Annotated in this window: 24 protein-coding genes; 16 read left to right on the top strand and 8 right to left on the bottom strand. The window is 44.5% G+C overall.

The genetic code is table 11. The annotated features are described in order from the left end of the window. Positions 1–37: 37 nt before the first annotated feature. From CALK_RS10295 to CALK_RS10285, 3 genes are read left to right on the top strand one after another with little or no spacing between them, the layout of a single operon-like run. Complete coding sequence (locus tag CALK_RS10295; RefSeq protein WP_022637606.1) at positions 38–877, top strand: bifunctional 5,10-methylenetetrahydrofolate dehydrogenase/5,10-methenyltetrahydrofolate cyclohydrolase; 840 nt, start codon at positions 38–40, stop codon at positions 875–877. Next, entirely contained in the window at positions 874–1707 is an 834-nt protein-coding gene (locus tag CALK_RS10290; protein ID WP_022637605.1) for a UbiA family prenyltransferase, read from the top strand. The genes CALK_RS10295 and CALK_RS10290 overlap by 4 nt, the downstream gene beginning before the upstream one ends. A 31-nt stretch (positions 1708–1738) precedes the next feature. Continuing rightward, complete coding sequence (locus CALK_RS10285) at positions 1739–2533, top strand: ion transporter (RefSeq protein WP_022637604.1); 795 nt, start codon at positions 1739–1741, stop codon at positions 2531–2533. Here CALK_RS10285 and CALK_RS10280 read toward each other — a convergent pair. The 7 genes from CALK_RS10280 to rplM form a co-directional block, all read right to left on the bottom strand. After that, the gene (locus CALK_RS10280) at positions 2497–2841 is read right to left on the bottom strand and encodes an MGMT family protein (protein ID WP_022637603.1); all 345 of its coding nucleotides are present in this window, start codon (positions 2839–2841) and stop codon (positions 2497–2499) included. The two genes, CALK_RS10285 and CALK_RS10280, sit on opposite strands and share 37 nt — an antisense overlap. A 16-nt stretch (positions 2842–2857) precedes the next feature. Continuing rightward, complete coding sequence (frr, locus tag CALK_RS10275) at positions 2858–3415, bottom strand: ribosome recycling factor (RefSeq protein WP_022637602.1); 558 nt, start codon at positions 3413–3415, stop codon at positions 2858–2860. A gap of 2 nt (positions 3416–3417) precedes the next feature. Beyond that, positions 3418–4143: a UMP kinase gene (gene pyrH / locus CALK_RS10270; RefSeq protein WP_022637601.1), complete on the bottom strand. Its 726-nt coding sequence runs from the start codon at positions 4141–4143 to the stop codon at positions 3418–3420. Further along, positions 4143–4997, bottom strand: coding sequence for a translation elongation factor Ts (gene tsf, locus CALK_RS10265; protein ID WP_022637600.1), 855 nt, complete (start codon positions 4995–4997; stop codon positions 4143–4145). Before tsf ends, pyrH begins: the two co-directional genes overlap by 1 nt. A 72-nt stretch (positions 4998–5069) precedes the next feature. Beyond that, complete coding sequence (gene rpsB / locus CALK_RS10260; protein WP_022637599.1) at positions 5070–5870, bottom strand: 30S ribosomal protein S2; 801 nt, start codon at positions 5868–5870, stop codon at positions 5070–5072. Positions 5871–5969: 99 nt separating this feature from the next. Continuing rightward, positions 5970–6359: a 30S ribosomal protein S9 gene (gene rpsI, locus CALK_RS10255; RefSeq protein ID WP_022637598.1), complete on the bottom strand. Its 390-nt coding sequence runs from the start codon at positions 6357–6359 to the stop codon at positions 5970–5972. Positions 6360–6377: 18 nt separating this feature from the next. Continuing rightward, on the bottom strand, positions 6378–6806 hold the full coding sequence (gene rplM, locus CALK_RS10250) for a 50S ribosomal protein L13 (RefSeq protein ID WP_022637597.1): 429 nt from the start codon (positions 6804–6806) through the stop codon (positions 6378–6380). 121 nt (positions 6807–6927) lie between these two features. Here rplM and CALK_RS10245 point away from each other — a divergent pair, with 121 nt between their 5' ends. From CALK_RS10245 to CALK_RS10200, 10 genes are all read left to right on the top strand, one after another. Then, on the top strand, positions 6928–7842 hold the full coding sequence (locus CALK_RS10245) for a glucosyl-3-phosphoglycerate synthase (RefSeq protein WP_022637596.1): 915 nt from the start codon (positions 6928–6930) through the stop codon (positions 7840–7842). Continuing rightward, complete coding sequence (locus tag CALK_RS10240; RefSeq protein ID WP_034637891.1) at positions 7839–8018, top strand: hypothetical protein; 180 nt, start codon at positions 7839–7841, stop codon at positions 8016–8018. The genes CALK_RS10245 and CALK_RS10240 overlap by 4 nt, the downstream gene beginning before the upstream one ends. Further along, positions 8002–9195: a flagellar brake protein gene (locus CALK_RS10235; protein ID WP_022637595.1), complete on the top strand. Its 1194-nt coding sequence runs from the start codon at positions 8002–8004 to the stop codon at positions 9193–9195. Before CALK_RS10240 ends, CALK_RS10235 begins: the two co-directional genes overlap by 17 nt. A gap of 61 nt (positions 9196–9256) precedes the next feature. After that, positions 9257–9655 (top strand): 23S rRNA (pseudouridine(1915)-N(3))-methyltransferase RlmH, encoded by a 399-nt coding sequence (locus tag CALK_RS10230; RefSeq protein ID WP_275574373.1) that lies wholly within the window; start codon positions 9257–9259, stop codon positions 9653–9655. A gap of 159 nt (positions 9656–9814) precedes the next feature. Continuing rightward, entirely contained in the window at positions 9815–10879 is a 1065-nt protein-coding gene (pilM, locus tag CALK_RS10225) for a type IV pilus assembly protein PilM (protein WP_022637593.1), read from the top strand. Position 10880: 1 nt separating this feature from the next. Continuing rightward, the gene (locus tag CALK_RS10220; protein ID WP_022637592.1) at positions 10881–11504 is read left to right on the top strand and encodes a PilN domain-containing protein; all 624 of its coding nucleotides are present in this window, start codon (positions 10881–10883) and stop codon (positions 11502–11504) included. A gap of 11 nt (positions 11505–11515) precedes the next feature. Then, on the top strand, positions 11516–12133 hold the full coding sequence (locus tag CALK_RS10215) for a type IV pilus inner membrane component PilO (RefSeq protein ID WP_022637591.1): 618 nt from the start codon (positions 11516–11518) through the stop codon (positions 12131–12133). A gap of 7 nt (positions 12134–12140) precedes the next feature. Then, positions 12141–13919 (top strand): SH3 domain-containing protein, encoded by a 1779-nt coding sequence (locus CALK_RS10210; RefSeq protein ID WP_034637887.1) that lies wholly within the window; start codon positions 12141–12143, stop codon positions 13917–13919. 68 nt (positions 13920–13987) lie between these two features. Further along, the gene (locus CALK_RS10205) at positions 13988–15310 is read left to right on the top strand and encodes a secretin N-terminal domain-containing protein (protein ID WP_162146735.1); all 1323 of its coding nucleotides are present in this window, start codon (positions 13988–13990) and stop codon (positions 15308–15310) included. A 67-nt stretch (positions 15311–15377) separates the two neighbouring features. Next, positions 15378–17534, top strand: coding sequence for an AAA family ATPase (locus CALK_RS10200; protein WP_022637588.1), 2157 nt, complete (start codon positions 15378–15380; stop codon positions 17532–17534). A gap of 1 nt (position 17535) precedes the next feature. Here CALK_RS10200 and CALK_RS10195 read toward each other — a convergent pair whose 3' ends face one another. After that, entirely contained in the window at positions 17536–18588 is a 1053-nt protein-coding gene (locus CALK_RS10195) for a DHH family phosphoesterase (protein ID WP_022637587.1), read from the bottom strand. A gap of 189 nt (positions 18589–18777) precedes the next feature. Here CALK_RS10195 and CALK_RS10190 point away from each other — a divergent pair, with 189 nt between their 5' ends. From CALK_RS10190 to CALK_RS12380, 3 genes are all read left to right on the top strand, one after another. Then, positions 18778–19965, top strand: coding sequence for an exo-beta-N-acetylmuramidase NamZ family protein (locus tag CALK_RS10190; protein ID WP_162146734.1), 1188 nt, complete (start codon positions 18778–18780; stop codon positions 19963–19965). Continuing rightward, on the top strand, positions 19965–20882 hold the full coding sequence (locus CALK_RS12385) for a nucleotidyltransferase family protein (RefSeq protein WP_022637585.1): 918 nt from the start codon (positions 19965–19967) through the stop codon (positions 20880–20882). Before CALK_RS10190 ends, CALK_RS12385 begins: the two co-directional genes overlap by 1 nt. Before the next feature lie 86 nt (positions 20883–20968). After that, positions 20969–21884, top strand: a 916-nt coding sequence (locus CALK_RS12380) for a phosphotransferase (protein ID WP_162146733.1), incomplete at its 3' end; no start/stop codon positions are given.

Raw genomic sequence — 21884 nt, 5'->3', positions numbered from 1 at the left:
ATTTTTCTGAAACTAGTGATCTGAATAAGGAGTATTCATGGCCCTCATTCTTGATGGGAAGAAATATGCTACGGAGATTGAAGCTGATTTGTCTCTCCGTGTTAAAACGCTTGTGAACAAAGGGCATGCCCCTGCCCTTGCCACCATTCTTGTTGGGGATGACCCCGCATCCCACACCTATGTGAAAATGAAAGGTTCTGCATGTACCCGTGTTGGACTTGTATCTCGGGGGATTCATCTGCCTGCAGAAACAACCACGGAGGAACTGCTTCAGACCATTGATGAGCTTAATGCAGACCCCGCAGTACGCGGTATTATGCTTCAGCATCCAGCTCCGAAGCATATTGATGAGCGACGCTGTTTCGATAGAATTAGCCTCGAAAAAGATGTGGATGGTTTGACATGCCATGGGTTTGGTCGTATGGCCATGGGGGAATCTGCCTTTGGTGCTGCCACTCCCGCAGGAATCATGGCTCTGCTTTCTCACTATGAAATCCCCCTTGCAGGAAAAGATGCTGTGGTTATTGGGCGAAGCCCCATTTTAGGAAAACCTCTGGCAATGATGTTATTAGCACAGAATGCGACGGTAACTATTTGTCATTCGAAGACAGAAGGCTTGGCAGAGAAGGTTGCTGCTGCGGATATTGTTGTCGGTGCGGTGGGTATTCCCCGATTTATTCAAGCTGACTGGATCTCCTCCGGTGCAGTTGTTATTGACGCAGGGTATCACCCCGCAGAAAAGTGCGGCGATATTGATTTAGAGGGGTGTCGTGAGCGTGTTTCCGCCTATACTCCGGTCCCTGGCGGGGTTGGTCCCATGACTATTATGACACTTATGCGTCAGGCTGTGGAGTCGGCTGAACGGTTCTGGGCATGATCCGTACTCTTCGTGGAGCTCTCCGGATGATGCGTCCCGGAAATATGGTTATGGCCGTAGGTGGCGTGACTGTGGGATGGTATCTCTCCGGCCACGGCTCTCACGGGGAGCTATTTTTTCGTGTGGCGTGTGCAGCGGCAAGTCTTGCCTACGGTAATGTCATAAACGATCTCCATGATTACCGTGCCGACTGCATTAGTCACCCGCAGCGCCCCTTAGTGCGGGGAGATATTTCCCCTAGGCAAGGCCGATTTTTAGCCTTTCTCTTAGGTATATACGCTCTGGGCACTGCCGCGACTATCTCTTTTGGGTTATTTGTAGCTACGGTGGTTCCTTTGGTGCTTCTTACACTCTACACTCTATGGGCTAAGGCGACCCTTCTGTGGGGGAATATTCTGGTGTCACTCTTGATTTCATATACACTCTTTTATGGAAGTTTTGGGGGGCAGATTGAACAGGTGATTTTGCCTGCTCTTCTTGCTGGAGCAGCCAACCTTATTCGTGAACTCTTGAAGGATTTTGCCGATGAAGCGGGTGATCGCGCTGTTGGTGTGTATACATCGGCCTTGCTTTCACAAGATCAGAGAGCGCGCCTTATGCGTAGGTTGTTTTGGAGTACTGCAGTACTTTTTGGTATCCCCTTGTTTATTCTGCCAGCTCCGCTGATATATGCTGTGGCAGTTATTTTGGGGGTTTTTCCTCTGCACTATCTGTGGTATTACGCGTTTCAACGGCATGAGTATGCAGTGGCAGCACGATGGGTGAAACTCCTTTTAGTGGCGGGGCTTTCTGCTTTTTTGCTTGATCTGCTTTATCGGGTAACCATCTGAGATGGTGTGCTTTATTTTTGTGAGGTGAGAGATGGCGTCTTTTCGAGAACGCATGGATCGTATGGTTACACACACCGACACTCCCATGGGAAGGATCTTTAATCTTACCATTATCACCGCAATAGTATTGTCGGCGTTCCATGTTATTGTGGAAAGTATTCCTCGGTTTCATGGAATCTTTTTTCCCTTTGAATTATTTGTTACAGCATTATTTAGTGTAGAACTTGCTCTCCGTATGTATGTGGCAAAACGTCCGCTAGACTATATTCTCAGTCCTGCTGGAATAATTGATATCCTTGCTATTCTCCCCTCACTCATCACCGGAATACCCGGTATGGGGTCAGTACGTATGGTTCGTATTCTTCGGTTAGTACGCATACTGCGTCTTTTTCGGTTAGCACGGTTTTCCCGTGAAGCAGAACAGCTGGGAGAGGCGCTTCTGCAAAGTATGTATAAAATAATCATCTTTTTTATCTGTATCAGTATTCTTATTGTGTTTCTTGGAACGGTCATGTATGTAATAGAGGGTGAAGAACATGGATTTACCTCTATTACTCAAGGTATCTACTGGGCTGTTATTACTGTTACCACTGTTGGATACGGTGATATCGTTCCTATGACTGCTGTAGGGCGACTTGTCTCTGGGGTAACCATGATTATCGGATACTCAATAATTACCGTTCCAACGGGGATTATAACGGTAACTGTAGCAAAAGAGCCATCTCCTGCAAAGGATACGTCCCAAGTTGGATCTGGATGGGGGCAGTGTCCGTGTTGTAAGACATATTTTTACAAAGAGATAGAAGAGAAAGAGGAGAATCCGTAACGGGAAAGATCGATGGTAGAGTTGTGAATGGTAATACCATCATTAGAGAGCCGTATTCTCTTTTCTTCCACCCCTAAACGATAGCCTCCTATTGATCCATTGGAGCATATTACACGGTAGCAGGGATACCGGGAAAGATCTTCGTTTTGTCCAAGAAGGGTACCTACATAGCGGGCCAAATGGGGAGAACCAAGGCAGATTGCCAAGGATTTATACGTGGTAACCCGCCCTTTGGGGATTTCTAAGAGTAATGTGTAGAGGACCTGTTTATACGTAGTATGAGAGTTCATGCTGTAAAAAAGGGGCAAACAAATGCCCCCTTTCTTATATTTCCATTATATCAGCTACTTTTACTTCAACAGCATCGTCTACTTTTTTGCTGTATGAGTCAGTCAGTTTTTGAATATCATCAAGACCTGCTTTTTCGTCGTCCTCAGTAATCTCTTTATCTTTTAAAGATTGTTTCAGCATACTATTTGCAGTTCTTCGTGCATTTCGAATGGATATCTTCGCTTCTTCACCCATGGCTTTGCACTCTTTGGCTAGATCTTTGCGGGTATCTTCTGTGAGTGCCGGTATTTGAATGCGGATGAGATTTCCATCGTTTTGTGGTGTGAGATCAAGCTCTGAAGAAAAGATGGCCTTTTCGATATCACCAAGTATGGTTTTATCCCAAGGCTGAATTGTAATTAGGCGAGCTTCAGGAATAGAGATATTTCCAACTTGATTAAGAGGAGTCGCAGTACCATAGTAATCTACAGTTATTCCTTCCAGCATATCCGGTGTTGCTCTTCCAGTACGAAGACGCTGAAAAGAACGCTTCAAACTATCCAGGGCTTCGTCCATTTTCTCTGTTGCTGTGTTCATTGCATTTTCTACCATAATTATACACCTTTCCGTACAAGTGATCCAATAGATTCTCCAGTTACGGCCCGCAGGAGATTGCGTTTCTCCATCATTTTAAATACAAGAATAGGGATACTATTATCCCGACAGATTGAGAATGCAGAAACATCCATCACCTGTAAGTTCTTTTCAAGGGCTTCTTGGTGAGTCAACTCAGGTATTTTTTGAGCATCGGGAAACCGAACCGGGTCTTTATCGTATATTCCATCAACCTTTGTTGCTTTGAACAGGGCATCGCAGCCTAACTCAGCACATCGCAAGGCTGCCGCAGAATCCGTAGTAAAGAAGGGATTCCCCGTTCCACCACCAATTATCACCACAGTATTTTGTGAAAGATAGGATTCTGCTCGCTGTACCGTAAAGAGTTCGGCGATTTTGTCTGCTTGCACTGCAGAAAGCACAACAGCAGGTACTCCACGGCGCTCTAAACAGTCCTGAATCATAAAGGAGTTTATCATTGTAGAGAGCATTCCAACGGTATCTCCCGTAGTTCGTCGAACCCCCTGATCTTCTCCCGCGACACCTCTAAATATATTCCCGCCGCCTACAACAATGCCGACAGCAACGCCGGCATTGTGAATATCAGAAATCTCTGTGCAGATAAAGGACAGCTCCTCAGGAGAAATGCCCGTGGCATTATCTCCCGCTAAGGCTTCTCCACTGAGCTTTAAGAGAATTCTTCCATACCGATGTGTGTCACTCACTATGCTTGTGCTCCAAGCTCTACGAGGACAAAATTAGTAATTTCAAGATTGCCAGCTTCTTTTGCAGCAGCTTCAACAGACTGTTTATCTGCTAGAATATACTCCTGCTCAAGGAGAGCACGCTCTTTAAAAAACTTGTTCATTTTACCCATAACAATTTTATCAGCAATTGCCTCAGGTTTTCCTTCATTAATAATTTGCTCACGGAAGATTTCCTTCTCTTTCTCAGCAACTTCAGAGGGGATATCATCGCGACTTACAGCAAGGGGTGCAGAGGCTGCAATGTGCATACATACGCCTTTACCAAACTTTTCGGTCTCTGCGCTTTCAAGGACATCAGCAGCACCTTTAAGTTTTACCAAGGCACCAACTTTTCCATTGTTATGCACATAGGAGTAGATTTTTTCGCCCTCTTCTGCAACCATTCGTGCATAGCTACCGAGATCAATTTTTTCGCCAATTTTTGCGACCATATCAGTAATGGAATCTTTAAGGGTTCCTGATTCCATCTTCAGGTTAAGAGCATCTTCAAGAGACGCTGGCTTTTGCGCAATGAACAGATCTTGAAGTGTATCAATAAATCCAGAGAAATCCTTATTATTTGTTACAAAATCGGTTTCGCAGTTAAGCTGAAAGATGATACCGCACGACTCATCTGTTACCGCTGAAACGCTTCCTTCAGTGGCCGAACGATCAGCGCGTTTTTCCGCTTTTGCTTGACCGAGCTTACGAAGGTTATCCACGGCAAGATCAATGTTTCCTTCAGCTTCCGTGAGAGCTTTTTTACACGCCATCATGCCAACACCGGTTTTTTCCCGGAGCTCCTTAACCATTGCTGCTGTTATAGTTGCCATAGTATATATCCTTTTGTTTTAACGGTTGGTTACGATAAAAAGCCTCTGTAATAGTACAGAGGCCATAGACTGTTATGCGTCAGATTCAACGGGTTTCTTTTTTACGACCCGCCGCTTTGGAGTCGCGTCAGCCGAGGGAGATGCTGCAGGTTTTGCAGGCTCTTTCCCTTCTTTTTGCTGCTTAATTCTAATAGCTTCCGTTGATTTTTTAATTTCAGAGGAAATTTTATCTACGATTACTTTTACAGATTTAATAGCATCGTCATTTCCGGGAATTGGATAGTCGATAGGATCAGGGTCACTATTTGTATCGACGATACCTGCCACAGGGATACGCAGGCGTCGTGCTTCCGCAATGGCAATATCTTCTTTGTTTGTATCAATTACAAAGAGCATATCGGCTGGTTTCGTCATTTCACGGATACCACCGAGATTTGCAAGCATCTTTTCTTTTTCTTTTTCAAGGAGAATGCTTTCTTTCTTCGTTAATTTTTCAAACGTTCCGTCTGCTTCCATTTTCTCAATATCAGCAATTTTATCGATACTCTTTTTAATCGTCTTGAAATTTGTCAGCATTCCACCGAGCCAGCGATTGGTAACATAGGGCATACCGCAATTTTCTGCTGCTTCTGCTAAATAGGAGCGAATTTGTTTCTTTGTACCAACAAAAAGCACTTTACCGCCTTGTGCGGTTACTTCTTTCGCTTTCTCAAGAAACACGTCAAGACCTGTTATTGTCTTGTTGAGGTCGATAATATGAATGCCGTTTTTGGGGCATAGAATAAACTTCTTCATTTTGGGGTTCCACCGCTGTGTCTGGTGGCCAAAATGAGTTCCTGCTTCAAGCAGTTCTTTTAAAGTCAATGAAGACATATATTTCTCCTGTACGTATGGGTTTGTTCCTCCGCCCGTTCGTGACTGCCGCATGTCGGCAGAACCCACAATATTTCGGGCGTGTGTAGTAGGGGGTGTTTATCGTTTTGAAAATTGAAACTGCTTTCGTGCACCGGCTTGACCATATTTCTTCCGCTCTTTTACGCGAGCATCACGGGTCAAAAGGCCTTCAGCTTTTAAGGCAGCTCTATTTTCGGGAGACTCTTCTGCAAGACAACGGGCAATTCCCAGTTGGATCGCTTCGGCTTGACCGCCGATACCACCACCCTTTGTTGTAGCTCGTACATCATATTTGCTGCTGTTCTCAAGCAGTGCCAAGGGGGTTTCCATTTTCTGTACGAGACTTTCTGTGGTGAGATACTGTGCGGCATCAATACCATTGATTGTCCGTTTGCCGGTTCCGGGGGAGAGAAACACGCGGGCAACCGCAGACTTTCTCCGACCTGTAGCGTATACCGTGTTATTCAATCTTAAGCTCCTTTAGTATTAAAGAGTGATAGGTTCTGGCTTTTGTGCAGCCTGATTGTGCTCGCTTCCAGCATACACATGGAGCTTCTTTTCTATACTACGTCCCAGGGCTGTTTTCGGTACCATGCCATGAACGGCATCACGAATAACCTTGGTAGAGTCAAGTTCCATTTGTTCCCGGAAGGTTCTGATCTTTTCTCCGCCAGGGTAGGTGGAATGACGGAAATAATACTTTGAATCCGCCTTTCGTCCTGTTAGAGTAATTTTGTCGGCGTTAATGACAATGACATGGTCGCCATGATCTTGGTTTGGAGAGTAGGCAGGTTTGCTTTTGCCGATAAGCAGTTGCGCAACCTTAGACGCCATTCTTCCTAATACCATATCTGTAGCGTCCACAACATACCATTTTCGCTCGATGGTCTTGTGGTTGAAAACCTTTGTTTTCATTCGTTACACCTCATTTAGTAAAAAAACGCTTTAAAACTGTCCAAAAATATTCTATGATTCAAGCAATAGTCAATATATTTTTACGTTTTATGCCCTTGAAGATTTTACCCGGGACAAGTTCATGATTTATTCTGCAGAAGACTTTTCAAACCTCTCTCAATTATCCCAGGAAGTACGGTCCAGTGGTGAGTCCGTGTCGCTTGTTATACCAACTCTCAATGAAGCACGTACCGTGGGAGCTATTCTCGATACAGTATTGACAGATCTTGTAAGGAATCATTCAGTCGTGAACGAGGTGCTTGTTGTGGATGGTGGTTCTACTGATGGTACTCAGGAAGTTGCACATGAACGCGGGGTTTCAGTTCTCGATGCGCGTTATGGCATTGGGGGTGATCACTGGAAGGGAGGGAAAGGGCTCGCCCTTTGGCGATCGCAATTTTATACTCGCGGTGATATCATACTTTTTATTGATGCGGATATCCATGATTTTACATCTCGCTTTGTTGCGGGGCTCTTAGGTCCCTTTTTCACCCCAGAGAAGCCGGGGTTTGTGAAATCTTTCTACCGGCGGCCCTTCCTGGGAGCAAATGGAACATATCAGCCCACTGGCGGCGGGCGAGTGACGGAGTTATTGGTACGGCCATTTTTGTCGTATTTTTTTCCTGCGGCTACAGAACTTATTCAGCCGCTCTCAGGGGAGTATGGATTTCGACGATCAATCTTAGAAACTTTACCGTTTTATACTGGATATGGTGTGGAAACTGCTTTGGTTGTGCGATATATTCAAAAATATGGTATAGAACGAGTGGCCCAGGTAAACATGGGAGAACGACGACATCGCAATCGTGATGTACATGATTTAAGCAAAATGTCTTACGCGATCCTTCAGACATGTCTTGAACTTGCCGAAGAAGATAAGGCGGTATCCCTAGAAAAACTTGATTTTTCGGGGTTTCGTCTGTTTTCTGGAGAGGAGCAGATCCTCGATTCTACTTTGCTACAGGATATGCTTCCACCAGCGCGGGAGATAGTGTGAACCTTGATGTGATTGTTGGACTCCTTTTTGTGCTGTTTATTTGTTGTGGGGCCGTGTTGCTCACCCGGGCGTTTCGCATGCCTCCTGAATACTATGACCGAAAACGGGAACGTGAAGCGGTGATTATGAGACAACTTAAATATAAGGAGAAGCAGAAGAATGAAAAAGGCACCTAAGGTCTCATGGGGACGACTTGCTCTTTTGGGAGGCGGTATTCCTTCTGTTCTTTCTGCAAATGAACGGTTTTCATTTACCCGTACTCCCTCAGCTGCGGATTTTCAAATACCCGGTGCTTCTCCTGTGACAATCGCCGTGTTTATTACAATTCTTACACTGCTCTTGCTTTCTGTATTGATCCTTGCTGTTCGCCATGAGCGGATGAAACATAAAAAAATGCGAACCTTCGCTGAGAGGAATTTTCTTGCCACAGCAAAAAAATATTCCCTTGATGCTGGAGAATTATCAGAGCTTCGCAGGCTCGCTTTGCGGGTCTCTCAATCCAATTATCCTGCCATATTTCAATCCTTGGAGTTTTTTGAAGAGGCTGTCGATCAGGAATGCCAGGAAGTTCGGAAAAAATGGGGGCTTACGCCAAAGGCAGAAAATGCAACGCTCTTAATGCACACGATTCGTACAAAGCTTGGAAACGATCATGTCGCCTATGAACAGCCCGTTGTTTCTACGCGTAATTTAGAGCGTGGGCAGTTTATCTCTTTGTCCCATCCTGAAACCGATGAGGTGTTGCTAGAGCAAGCAGTGTTTAGCGGGGGGAATGAGTTGACCTTTTCGGTGTATTATCGGGCAGGGACGGAACGGAAGGATTTGCGCCAGGAAAAAACTGTACGGATTGAGTTTACCCGCAACGGTGACGGTGCATATACAGCAGAGGTTCTTGTGGTAAAGGCCACACCTTCTGAAGGGCATCTTGTCTTGGAGCATACGGCGAAGTTATCGCGCAATCAGTTGCGCAAGCATGTGCGTATGACTGTTGATATCCCGGTGAAATGTCGGGTGATACGGCGGGCAGATAGAGAAAGTCCTCCCATGGTCGGTAAGCTTATGGAAGAGACTCGCGCCGTGGATATTGGTGGTGGGGGAATGGCCTTTTTATCAACGCAAAGCTTAGATCCCGATGATGTTATTTCCTTGATATTCACCTTAAATAAGCGGAAGTTTGCCATAAAAGCACAGGTGATTTCGGTAAGTGAACAAGAGGGAAAACGACAGATGAACTACAAACATCGCGTTTGTTTTAGCGATATAGATGAGGCAGACGTTGAATCTATTGTTAAGTATATTTTTCAAAAACAGCGGGAACAAGTGCAGTTTTTAAGTGGTGGGAAGCGAGGGTAAATCCCATGCAGATACGTGTGGTGAGCTTTGATAAAAAAAGACCTATCCCCATGAAAAGGAGATTCAGCGATATATTCGAATGATTTCCCGGTGGCATCGTCTGGAAATGCAGATGCTTCGTCCTGCCACGGCGAAAAGCCCTCAGGAGTGCATGCGTATTGAAGCTGAGTTACTTCGTGCAGCACAACCAGCCTCCGGTGTGGTTGTTGCTCTTGGAGAAGAGGGGCGGCTCTTTTCAACACATGAGCTGGCTCAATGGTTTCTGCGGCAGCAATCAATGCGTGAGATGGTTTTTCTTATGGGAAGCGCTCATGGGATGGCCGCGTCTGTAAAAAGAGAGAGTTCTCTCCTCTTAAGCCTTTCCCCCCTCACCCTTCCGTATGGCTTATGTCGTCTTGTTCTTGTCGAACAAATCTATCGTATTGCCACAGTTGCTGAGAAACATCCCTATCATAAATAGCGTCTTTTTTGATAAAATCGAAGGACCGCTCCCCTTTTTTTTGCTTTAATAAATGCATAGTAACTATTTTATCTTGCAAAGATCATACGTTTATGGTACTTTAATAGAAATGTTAGCTGAAGACAGTACACGGATTTATAGCAAGCAGGTAGTACTCATATGGCACCATTATTTAATAAGTCTACAAACAAGCGCGTCGGTCTTGATATCGGCAGTCACTCCTTAAAACTTATTGAGATCAATAAGCGTGGAGATGAGTTTTATCTTACTGCCGTAGGTGCAAAAAGCCTGCCCCCCGATACAATTGAAAATGGGGAGCTGAAAAAGGTTTCTGAATTTATTGATGCGGTAAAACATCTCGTGGATCAATGCGATCCCACCATTGTTGACGTGGTTATTTCTTTAAATGGGCAGGGTCTTTTAAGTGACAAGTTCCGTTTTAAGGTTGCTCCCAATGAAAATGTAAATGACATGGTGCTGTATGAGGCGAGCCAGCGAAGCCCCTTTGATAGTGAGGATATTACCACATCGTATAAAATTCTGAACCATTTTCCTGAGTCAGATGAGGTGGAAATTCTGCTTGTTGCAGCCAAAAACTACATTGTGCAGGCCTATATCGACGCACTGTATCAAGCGGGTTTGCGCCCCATTGTAGTCGATGTTGATATTTATGCACTTAACAATTGTTATGCCTTAGAAAGTGTCTCAGAAGGAGCATTGGACACTCTTTGCCTCCTTGATGTGGGAAATAAAAAAACACGGGTTGCCTTTATTCGTGACGGGCTGTTTCACTCTTCACGTGAGATAAATACGGCAACATCGTACTTTGTAGAAGGGTTGCAAAAACAGTTGCGTATACCGGAATCTGATGCGCAAAAACTGTTGCGTAACCGCATTCCCGAAAATGTCTCTGAAGAGAGTTTTCTTTCTGCTCTTGACCATCTCCTAGAAGAATTTTGCTCAAATTTTAATATGGCCTTGTCATATCTAAAGAAAAACGAATCCTTTGATCGTCTTGATAAAATTGTTGTGGCAGGAGGAGGTGCCTATATTCCGAAATTGATTGAGTATTTCGGGAATTATTTTGACACGGAGGTTGTTCGTTCCAACCCCTTTCATTTTCTGAAATATGATGACGATCTTTTTGGTGGAAACACGCCGCCGGCTGAATTGGAGTCTCTCATATCTGTCTCGGTTGGCTTGGCTACAAGGGAGATAAATTAGTATGGTCGAAAAAATTGAAATTAATCTGATTCCCAATGAGTATCGTGTCTATCGACGGGCTGTAAAAATACCGAAGGATATTCTCATATCCCTTCTCGTGTCAATCCTCCTTGTGGGCGGTGCTTTTTTGTTTTATTCTCTTAAGGTAAATGAGCGTGATACTCTTGAAGAGGATGTTGCTGAGATCTCTACAAAAATAGCAGCAGAGCAACATGTGGAGCGACAAATTCAAGATCTTAAAGAAAAGCGTCAAGACGCATTGGCGATGCTCAACGGCTTGAGCAGTATTCCCCTTGATCATGGAGAGTGGATCTATTTGATGGAGTCATACGTGCGTGAAATACCGCGTAATACCTGGATTACGACAATAGAAGGCGAAAAGATTGTTCCTCCTCTTCCTGACAACGCAGAGGAAGAGGAGATAGAGTTTGCTAATCAGTATAAAATGTCTGTAACAGGGCAAACAGAGTCTTTTGGAGAAGTTGGACAGTACATGGCTCGTTTGAAAAGTGTTCCCGGTATTGATGATGTGGAAGTTGTTGAGGTGAATAGTGCTGGAGACAATGAGGGCTTCAGATTTGAGTTTCGACACAGCTTTGAAAAAGTATCCTTTGAAAGCCGATAAGAGAGGAATATATGGATTTGCGGAATATTGATTTAAATGATCCGGTTGTAAAAAGGGTTGTCCTTATTATTTTTGCTGGGATTGGCGGGGCTTTTTTGCTCTCATGGTTTGCAATAAAACCTCTCTACGGTGAGATTGAATCTCTTGAAAGTGAGTATGCTGGTAAGCGTGACCGCTTAACCGAGATTCGCCAAGTTACAACTAATTTAGCGAGCTTGGAAGAGAGTGTTCGTGATATTGAACGGCGGCGAGATTCATTACAGAATATGTTTTTTGAGAGTGCCAATGTCCCCGACCTCATAGGGACTTTAGCTAAAATGGCTGTTGAAGAAGGGTTTCTGACATCAAGTTTTAAGCCTTTGCCAAATCAGACTATATCACATGAGTATTATTCAGGGATGGTGTATGAGGTTGTTCTTCGCGGAGGATATCATGAAATAGGTCGATTTATCGAGAAAATCCTGGGTATGGATCTTATCATAAATATTTCAGACTTGAACTTGCGTACCGAGCCATCTTTAGTAAGCAAGCTGAATAACCGTGATTACATGGATTCTCGACAGAAAAATCGATCTATTGAGTCGGTTCTTGCTGAATTTAAGTTAGTAACATATTCAATAAACAGGTAAGAAAATAATGATGCATAAACAAACCGTAGCACTAATACTGTTTATACTGAGCGTAACTGTTTCTGCAGACTTCATTCAAGTTCAGTCTGGTTCTCGTGGAGTTGCTCTCGGAGTTGTTGATCTTTCGACAGGATATGAGTTTGAGCTGCAGGGTCATGATTCTGGGGTGGTTCTTTCTCTCACAAGTACCTTTGATACCAGTGTGGTAGGTATGGCTCGTTCTTTTCCAGAGGAGTTACCCCTTGACTCAATGGGGTACGACATTCAACCGGACCGTATGCGTCTGTTTTTATATTCATCCGCGCTTTCCCCCGATGCATTTGATATTCGTGAGCGAGATTCCCAGATAGTTCTTCGGATAGATACACAAGCTTCTCCGGAATTTACCACTCTGCTCCCCAATGCAGAAAGTAGAGAGTATTCCATTGATTCAATTACTGTTATTTCGCGTGATAAGCTTGAAATACTGCGTTTGCATGGAGCAGGTCTGGAAGCGCCCCGTATTCGCCGTGAGGTAGGGATAGTCACCCTTTCTATTCCAGGCATAGTACAAGGGGACGCTATCGATTTTAGCGATGTTTCTTTATTAGGAGTAGATTCCGTAGTGTTGTCCAACGGTGGGACTGTGGCCGTGCATCACATAGAACGAAATTACTCTCTTTTGACATCTGGCATTGATGGTGATGATTATATTTTATACTTCCATAATGCCAATGAACAGGATACCCCTTTTGTAGGATATTTTTCAGAAACCAGTAGGAAAACCGCACCTCTCAAGAGCGATATATCTTCCTCTGGAAGTACTGATAAGTATGGTTCTGCTGAAGACAGTGAGTCGGAAACCATGTACATTGTTGGATCTACAGTTAATTTTCGCGAAGATCCCGAGGTACGGTCAGATAATATTGTTGGCATTCTTGATTTTGGAACGGCCGTAGCTGCAACTGATCAGCGTGACGATTGGGTGAAGATTACGCATCGTGACAATAGCGGTTGGGCGCACGGGGATTTTCTCAAAACAGAACAGGAGCTCTCTTCTGACGAAAAACGAGAAATCTTGAATAGTCAGACCTTTCGCGTAGATCGTACTGCTGCCTCTGATGAAGTACAGGTTCTATACATGGTTCGAGATAATGTTAATTTTCGTACCTCTCCATCAACGCAGGAGTCAGAAAATATTATTGGGCAGTACCCCCTTGGTACGAGGGTCGTATTTTTAGATGCATCAAATGGATGGGTGCAGGGACGTCTTGAAGACGGCCGGGTAGGATGGGTCTATGAATCTCTTGTGCAGGATAGTACTCGCATTAGTTCTGATACATGGGATGCAATTCATAACCATCAACGAGTTCATGCGGTGCATGAAGCCCAAGAAGAGGAAGATACTGCAAAAGTATCCACCGATACAGAGTTAACTCAGACAGATGAAGAGGCTACAGAAGACATACGTGACGAAGAAGATGATTTTGGTTCACGGAAACGATACACTTATACGCGGTATGGACGGGACCCTTTTATCCCTCTTCCTGAGAAACGCAAACAGGATAGTTTAGCCTTGCCACGAGTTGATAATATGACCCTTGTTGGTGTTATTTACGGAGGTGACCGGAACACGAATTTTGCCCTCTTTGAAGAGAAAATTGGGAGTGATGTGACAACATTCTCCTTGAAACATAACGATCCCATTGAGAATGGTCGTGTTTTACGGGTAAAAGAAAAAAGTGTTGTCTTCTTAATGGAAGATGCGGGATTTTCCTATGTTGTTGAAAAAGAATTGCGTAAATAAATATCTTAGAGCTGGAGTGATTGCGAAATGTGTAACTTTAAAAAATAACCGTTATGTGCATGCTCTGTTTGGTATCATGCATTCTCTATGCACAGGATACTTCTTCGTATACTGACAGCATTCCTTCTGAGGATAGTGCGGAGTTGTCCGAGCTTGGCTCTGCGGAAAGACGATTTAGTCGATGGCAGTGGCGTGATACGGAGCTCTCTTCGATTATGAATCATATTGCTGCAGCAGCGAATGTTGATATTGTTGTAGCGCCGGGAGTGAGTGAAAAACTTACCTTGAGTGTCCACGATAAGACCTGGCAAGAGGTATTTCTCATTGTCTGCAGGATGGCGGATTTGACTTATGAGAAAATGGATAATTATCTCTATGTAATGGATCAAGGAGATTTTGTTCAGCGTCAACTGCGTCGTGAACAGGATCGTCGCAACCTTGAAAGCATTAAGGATCTGCAGATTCAAATAGTAGAACTTGAGAATACTGTTGCAGGGGATTTGGAAGATGCTGTGGGGAATCTTCTTTCAAGTCGTGGGCAAGTATCTGCAGTGCAGAATACGAATTCCTTAATCATTGAAGATCTGCCAGACCGTATACCATCTATTGTGGAAAAGATACGCCATCTTGATAAGGAACTGATGCAAATTTCCATTGAAGTGAAGATTGTTGAAGTTGCTTCACGTGTACAAAGTGATCTCGGTGTGCAGTGGTCTTTTTTCAATGAGGCCATGGGTACAGGTGTTGAGCACCTTCCCGGTGATGAAGGCGTTGTTGCTGGACCATTAGGCCGGGCCTCCTATGGTATCTTGAATGATGATATGTTTCGTATTGCCATGGAATACCTTTTTACAGAAACAAACAGCAAAATGGTGGCGGAGCCTCATATCACGACGCTTGAAAACAGTGAAGCAAGTATTTTTATGGGGGCAAATGTTCCTGTTCTTCAGCGTGATGAGGCAGGTAACTCTGTTACTCAGATGATACCGGCGGGGACGGAGCTGATGGTGCGGCCCACAATTACTCAAGGCAACCGTATTAATATGAACCTGAACCCCTTGAAGCGTTCCTATGAACTCACTGACCAAGGTCCTATTATCACAGAGCAGGGAGCAAATACTCATGTTTCCGTACGTGATGGTGAAACGATTGTAATTGGTGGGCTTACGGCTGATGAAAATCGCGAGTCTCAAGGAGGGATTCCCTTGTTGAAAGACATTCCAATTGTTGGTTTTCTCTTCCGTCGTTCAGAAAAACGGGTTGATAATAATGATCTCGTTATTTTTGTTACGCCACATATTGTAAAATCAACGTACTTTGAAGCACAACAAGAGGGGTATGATGAACCTCAGCAGGTGCATATTGAGACCGGTGATTTTGAGATAGAGTAAAAAATACGTAAACATCTGTAAGAACGAAGGGTCTTTGATCCTTCGTTCTTTTTATTCTGGTAGGTATATGGATTTATTTGAAAGCGCTGCGCAGGAGAGACAGCAGAAACAAGCCCCCTTAGCAGATAGGATGCGGCCGCGTAATCTCGATGAATTTGTGGGGCAGCAAAAAATTATTGGTCATGGAAGATTGTTACGTAGAGCTATTGAGGCCGATCAACTTTCAAGTCTAATTTTTTATGGTCCCCCTGGATGTGGAAAAACCACCCTCGCGCGTATTATTGCAAACCATACAAAGGCGCAGTTTATTAGCCTTAATGCCGTTCTTTCCGGAGTGAAGGATATTCGAGAATCCATCACGGAAGCACAGCGTGTGTTTTCCTTATATTCAAAACGGACAATCCTTTTTATTGATGAGGTACACCGCTTTAACAAATCCCAACAGGATGCTCTCTTGCCCCATGTTGAATCGGGTTGTATAATCCTCATTGGAGCCACAACTGAGAATCCTTATTTTGAGGTTAATAAAGCTCTTGTGTCCCGCTCGCGGATTTTCCAGTTAAAAGAGCTTGACGCTGCGGATATTTCAATGGTTGTGGATACTGCCTTGGAAGACACAGTGCGAGGATTTGGCGAGCGTTCTATTTTCCTTTCGGCATCTGCTCGTGAGCATTTGTGTAAGACCGCCGCGGGAGATGCACGAACTGCCTTGAATGCTCTTGAGCTTGCTGTTATCACAACCACGCCAGATGAAACAGGACATATTCATCTCGATCTGTCTACTATTGAAGAGTCTATCCAACGCCGGGCTGTGTTGTACGATAAAGATGGTGATGCCCATTACGATACCATTTCAGCATTTATAAAGTCTATTCGCGGGAGTGATCCCGATGCGGCATTATATTGGCTTGCAAAAATGGTGTATGCTGGAGAGGACCCGCGTTTTCTCTTTCGAAGGATGATCATACTTGCGTCGGAAGATATTGGCTTGGCCGATCCGGCCGCCTTAGGCTATGTAATGTCTGCGGCACAGGCCTATGATTACATTGGGATGCCAGAAGGTCAGTATCCTCTTGCACAAGCGTGCCTTTATTTAGCAACAGCAAAAAAGAGCAACACCACCATGGCTTTCTTCGATGCCCTTTCTGCAGTCCGTTCGGCTGAAAAAGACCGGGTGCCTTCTCATCTAAAAGATGCAAACCGTGATGGTGATCTTGGTGATGGCGCAGGATATCTGTATCCTCATGCATACCGTGATCATTGGGTTGCCCAGCAATATTTGCCTGATACCATTCGGGGGCGAGTTTTTTATACTCCATCACAGCAGGGGTATGAACGTGAAATTAATGATATGGTAATGCGTCGTCGTGAATTACAGGTGGAAACAATCCTTGATAGTCGTCCTGATGGGGGAGGGAATATTCCCCATGCCTCGTGGGAACAACGTACGTGGAGCGGTGATGAACAGTATTATGAACAGCTCCGTGACAGCCTTGTCTTTTATAGTGATGTTACTCCCACAGACCTTGTTCTCGATATTCATGCAAAGACAGGGTTTATTTCTCTGGAGATGCTCCGGCATGCTCGTCAAGGAGGCGTATGGAGTATTGTCCGTTCACAACCGGATGAAGAGGTTTTTCGTAGTCATCTCTCTGCAACTGAATTGGAGAGGCCGCGGATTGTCTCGTGCAAACACATGGGGGCAGATACCGTAGCAGTGCATATACCGCCGAAGGTGGAATTTGATTTAATTGTTGGAAAAGATCTCTTTTCCTATTCCGATGTATGTGAGGAGCTTTCTTTGTATCTCTCTCAATGCAGCGGTGCATGCCGCTTGGTATTTTCTCAAATATATCCCGGACAAGGAAGTCGAATTTCGGAGTTTATCCCCCCAGAGTATGGGCAGTACATCCTTTCTGCTGAAGAGAACGTATATAAAGAAGAGGAGAGCCGCCTTGCTGAAAATAGGAAAATGGTAGATGCTCTTTTGGAAACCCATGGGTATATGCTAACCACACACCCCATGGAGGCGTCTTTTCTTCGACGGATTTCCAAGAACCAAATTGTCCAGTGGTGTAGCCCAGGTGGACGTATCTATCCGAGTATCGCCATGAAGGGGGAGGCCTTTTGTCGAGAATATCAGCAGGTGCTTCTGCACCATCTTGGAAAGGAAAAGCGACCGTGGAAGATCGCCTTTACCATATATCGTTATACAAAAAAGTAAGTTACTCCGATGGTAATTCCTGGGTGAGGTCGAGGACATGCTTTTTGCTTTCCGGATTGATTGAGAAAACTGAAAAAAGAGCATGTTGAAATCTGTCGAGAAGTAGTTCTGCTCCAATATCATGGGCTGGAATTCTGCCCGCAGCCATGGTTGAATGTCCTCCACCGGATCCGTTGAAAATTGTTGCAAGCTTGTAGGCGTATATGCCCGCACGGTTTTCAGAGAGTGATCGAATAGAAAAGAGAAGGCTGTTCCCAAAAAAACCACTGCATACGATCCACTCAAGTTTGTCCAGTTTATGAAAAATATCTGCCATTTCAGGAATGTAGTCTGGTACAGGTACCTTTCCGATGTGCGTATACCCAAAATTGTTATATGTGAAAAAGGCTTCTATTCCCTGATGAAGATATTGCAGGTATTGTGGTTCTCGTTTCGGGTTTTCTATGCGCGAGAGAATCTTGTGATCCATAAGATCGAAAAGTTCTTTATAGGCTATAATATCATCGTCACAATAGTTGCGAGCCATATTCATGGTGTCAGTTTTTATCCCGTAGAACAGAGCTGTCGCAAGGGTTGTGTCTATAGGAATATTACCCATCTTTAAGAGAAGATAGACAATGGTTGATGTTGCTCCAATTTCAGGAAAACAAAGGTTGACCGCATCGTAATCCGGTATTGACTTGTTGTCCCCATGGTGATCGAGAATTGCATCAACCTCCACATCTTCACCAATGGAGATATTACCATTCTTGGGCAGGGTGTCCACCACTATAATACGCTCATATTCCTTAAGGTTGATTTTTTGGAACGGTTCATAGGCAAGATTAACCTGCTGTATCATCTCTCTGTTTTCTGCTCGTCCGATAAAACCGGAAAACGAGACCGTACACGGGGCCATATTATGATGCTCAAAAAAGCGTTTCAGCCCCATAGATGCGGCGAGACCGTCGGGGTCAGGGAAGTTATGGGTGAGAATGAGGGCGGAGTGTCCGCTTAAAATTCGATGGCAGAAATCATTGTATTTTTCCTTAATAGCGTGTTCTATAGATGTCATAAATCCTCAATATTAGTTCTTGTTATATAGAAAATACCATTTTCCCCCAGATAATATATAGTATTATTTTTCACAGGCAGAGTGAAGGCCTTCATGGTTTTCCCTCTTTTTCATCTGCGCTTCTTTCCTTTTCTTGAGAGAAAGTGTATTTTGCCAGAGGCTGAACATCTTCTTCAATGGGGTAGGGATATGGTGCTGAGTGGATTAGACGGGTTTCTTCAAGAGTGCCCCGATATGCGAGGGGTTACGGGTATTGGGGTGTTAGCCCATGCTGCGTCGGTAGATTCCTCCCGACGGCATATTCGCACGATTTTTAAAGAGATGAATCTTCCTGTGAAAGCGTTTTTTGGACCACAACATGGAATGTATGGGCAAACCCAGGATAATATGATTGAATGGGAGGGGAGCGAAGCAGAAGAGGCTTCTTGCGCTGCCATTCCTGAGTATAGCTTGTATGGGCAATATCGCAAACCAACAGAGGCAATGCTGTCGGGGCTTGATCTTTTTATTGTTGATTTACAGGATGTGGGGGCTCGGCCGTATACCTATATCTGGACGGTGAAAGAGTGTATGGCGGCTCTTGCTGAACGCGGTATTCCTCTTTGGGTATTTGATCGCCCTAACCCTATTGCCTTTGATGGAATTGATGGTCCAGTTCTTCGGGAAGAGCTCTTTACCTTTGTTGGGGGAGCATCTATTCCTTCTGCACATGGCATGACCATGGCAGAGATGGTACTTTGGTTGCAACAGGTCTATTTTCCTACCTTAGAAGTGCGGGTTTTTCCTCTACAGGGGTGGTGTCGTAGCCATTCTTTTAGCGACACGGGGCTTCCATGGGTTTTGCCATCCCCTAATATGCCATCCACCACCACGGCGCGAGTATATCCGGGGATGGTTTTTTTAGAAGCCCTTTCCATATCAGAAGGGCGTGGAACAACCCTCCCTTTTGAATTTTTTGGTGCTCCCTGGCTCCCTCCGAACCGGATATGGCGAGAAATGGAGCCGCTCCTGGAACAGTTTGACTGTGTGATGCGGCGGCACGATTTTATTCCCACCTTTAATATGTATAAAGGTGAGTACTGTCATGGATTTCAGCTTCATCCTTCCCCAAAGCCCGGGTTTTCTTCGGTGAGTTTTACCTTGGCACTTCTACAAAAGATTATTGCCCTGTGTCCAGGGGAGTTTGAATATCTTCCACCTCCCTATGAATATGAGTATACCCTGCTGCCCTTTGATATATTGACCGGGGATACAGAGGTTCGCTCGTGGATCTCTTCTGATGGTACTATCAGTGAGTTACAGGGGCTTTGGAAGGAAGATCATGCACAGTTTCTTGATGCTTTTCACACTGTACGGTTGTATGAGGAGGTGTTGTGATGATTGGGTATGTCTTATCAGCCGGTTTTGGAACTCGGCTGCAACCACTAACCGATATGATACCCAAGGGGCTGGTACCGGTATGCGGTATTCCTTTGGCAGAGATAGCCTTGCGTTATTTCAGGAAAAACGGCATTGATGATCTTGCCATTAATCTTCACTATCATGCTGATATACTCGATATGTATGTTCAGAGGCTTCCTTATTCGGTTTCAACATTTCATGAGTACCCTGAAATACTCGGCACAGGAGGAGCGTTGTATAATGCTCGGTCTTTTTTAGAAACCCAAGAGAGTTTTGCCGTTTTAAACGCTGATATTATTACGGCTGCACCCTTGATGGAACTGAGAGATAAATTTGAAAAGAGTTCTGCCACAGTAGCATTAATTTGTGAGAAAGGTGGAGTTGCACCTTCTGTCGTTTCTCATAAGGGAATGTATTGTGGGACAACTCAAGCCCCCTTTGAATGGGGAGAGGATCGTGATTCTTTTATTGGTCTAGCACTTTACAAGAAAAAAGCTCTTTCTTATATGACATCCGGTGATTTTTCTGTGGTTCCTGTGTGGGAACGTATGGTACAAGCGGGAGAACGGGTTGAGGTATGGGCAGATGAAGATCTCTACTGGCGTGATACAGGAACACCGGGGGAGCTTCTTCAAGCATATCAGGATATTTTTGATAAAAAAATACCCTTTGATTTTCCCTTGGGAATGCATGTTGATTTTGAGAGAAAGCTTGCGTGGCATGATTCTCTTACGTCAGGGTTGTTCACGGATGCTTCTGCCTATGTATGGGCAGAACAGGTTGCTGCCACAACAATTTCAGCACAGCAGAGTGTTTTTATGAGTGGGGTGTGCGTCGAAGATCGATTGTATTCACGGAAGATTGTTGCCCCGTGGTGTGAGGTTTCTGGATGATTGCTTCAAACATATTTCTTTCTACACCCGTTTTTACATTTCTTCGTACAACCCTCTTGCAGCATGGAATCAAAAGAATTTTACGTATGGACTGGGCGGGAACCGCCGGCTCTGGACGCGCATTTTACCGCATTACAACCACAGGAAATCGACGTTGTATTTTGATGGTATGGAATCCCCATGATCCTGACTGGGATTTCTTTCTTGCACTTCACGAAACAAACGCTATTACCGAGTTTTCTCCTGCCCTGTTGGGGTACGATCGTCCCCTTGGGGTTCTCCTTGTGGCAGATGGTGGCGCGCGACGTTTAAAGGATATTTTGTTTTCCTATGAAAATGAAGCTGAACGACTCGCCCTTCTTAAAGATACCTTTGCTCTACTTCATCGATGGCATACCAAAATGCCTCGTGATGGCGTTCTTGGCAGTCGTGCCTTTACAACAGAGTATTTTTTATGGGAAAGTTCTTATTGTAAAACTCACTGTACGGAACTTTTTCCGCACTTACGGCCTATTTTTAATGTGGAGTGGGATACAGAGTGCGCCCAGCTTGCTCAAAAAGCCGCCTCCCATGAACCGGTATTAGTGCATCGAGATTTACAATCTGAGAATATCCTGGTACAAGATGGTGAAATAACCTTCGTGGATATTCAGGGAGCACGCCTTGGCCCTGCTTACTATGATGTGGCATCTCTTCTGTATGATCCGTACATTGCACCTGTGTATACAGAGACTCTTCGCATATCTCTTAAGGAATATCTTCGTCAGTGTTATCCAAGGTTTTCAGAGGAACTATTTGCTGTGTGTGCCATGCAACGTTTGCTGCAGGCACTTGGGGCCTATGCAAATTTGTATCAAAACAAACAGAAGCATTGGTATGCTGCCTATATATATCCGGCTGCGATGCAGCTTGAGAAAATATGCGAGGAAAAAGGGTATTCTGCAATTGCAGCGGCAATGCGCGCTCTTTCTCTGGAGTGCACAGCTTTTTTAACAAAAAAAC

Source organism: Chitinivibrio alkaliphilus ACht1 (genome assembly GCF_000474745.1).
Classification (GTDB): domain Bacteria; phylum Fibrobacterota; class Chitinivibrionia; order Chitinivibrionales; family Chitinivibrionaceae; genus Chitinivibrio; species Chitinivibrio alkaliphilus.
This window is presented reverse-complemented; position numbering and strand designations above follow the sequence as displayed.

Excerpts from the sequence above, each read along its gene's own strand:
- CALK_RS10295 (WP_022637606.1), top strand. The coding sequence starts at position 38 with ATGGCCCTCATTCTTGATGGGAAGAAATATGCTACGGAGATTGAAGCT.
- CALK_RS10220 (WP_022637592.1), top strand. The coding sequence starts at position 10,881 with ATGGTCGAAAAAATTGAAATTAATCTGATTCCCAATGAGTATCGTGTC.
- rpsB (WP_022637599.1), bottom strand. The coding sequence starts at position 5,870 with ATGTCTTCATTGACTTTAAAAGAACTGCTTGAAGCAGGAACTCATTTT.
- CALK_RS12385 (WP_022637585.1), top strand. The coding sequence starts at position 19,965 with ATGATTGGGTATGTCTTATCAGCCGGTTTTGGAACTCGGCTGCAACCA.
- tsf (WP_022637600.1), bottom strand. The coding sequence starts at position 4,997 with ATGGCAACTATAACAGCAGCAATGGTTAAGGAGCTCCGGGAAAAAACC.
- frr (WP_022637602.1), bottom strand. The coding sequence starts at position 3,415 with ATGGTAGAAAATGCAATGAACACAGCAACAGAGAAAATGGACGAAGCC.
- CALK_RS10245 (WP_022637596.1), top strand. The coding sequence starts at position 6,928 with ATGATTTATTCTGCAGAAGACTTTTCAAACCTCTCTCAATTATCCCAG.
- CALK_RS10195 (WP_022637587.1), bottom strand. The coding sequence starts at position 18,588 with ATGACATCTATAGAACACGCTATTAAGGAAAAATACAATGATTTCTGC.
- CALK_RS10290 (WP_022637605.1), top strand. The coding sequence starts at position 874 with ATGATCCGTACTCTTCGTGGAGCTCTCCGGATGATGCGTCCCGGAAAT.
- rplM (WP_022637597.1), bottom strand. The coding sequence starts at position 6,806 with ATGAAAACAAAGGTTTTCAACCACAAGACCATCGAGCGAAAATGGTAT.
- CALK_RS10235 (WP_022637595.1), top strand. The coding sequence starts at position 8,002 with ATGAAAAAGGCACCTAAGGTCTCATGGGGACGACTTGCTCTTTTGGGA.
- CALK_RS10285 (WP_022637604.1), top strand. The coding sequence starts at position 1,739 with ATGGCGTCTTTTCGAGAACGCATGGATCGTATGGTTACACACACCGAC.
- CALK_RS10200 (WP_022637588.1), top strand. The coding sequence starts at position 15,378 with ATGGATTTATTTGAAAGCGCTGCGCAGGAGAGACAGCAGAAACAAGCC.
- CALK_RS10190 (WP_162146734.1), top strand. The coding sequence starts at position 18,778 with ATGGTGCTGAGTGGATTAGACGGGTTTCTTCAAGAGTGCCCCGATATG.
- CALK_RS10215 (WP_022637591.1), top strand. The coding sequence starts at position 11,516 with ATGGATTTGCGGAATATTGATTTAAATGATCCGGTTGTAAAAAGGGTT.
- CALK_RS10210 (WP_034637887.1), top strand. The coding sequence starts at position 12,141 with ATGATGCATAAACAAACCGTAGCACTAATACTGTTTATACTGAGCGTA.
- pilM (WP_022637593.1), top strand. The coding sequence starts at position 9,815 with ATGGCACCATTATTTAATAAGTCTACAAACAAGCGCGTCGGTCTTGAT.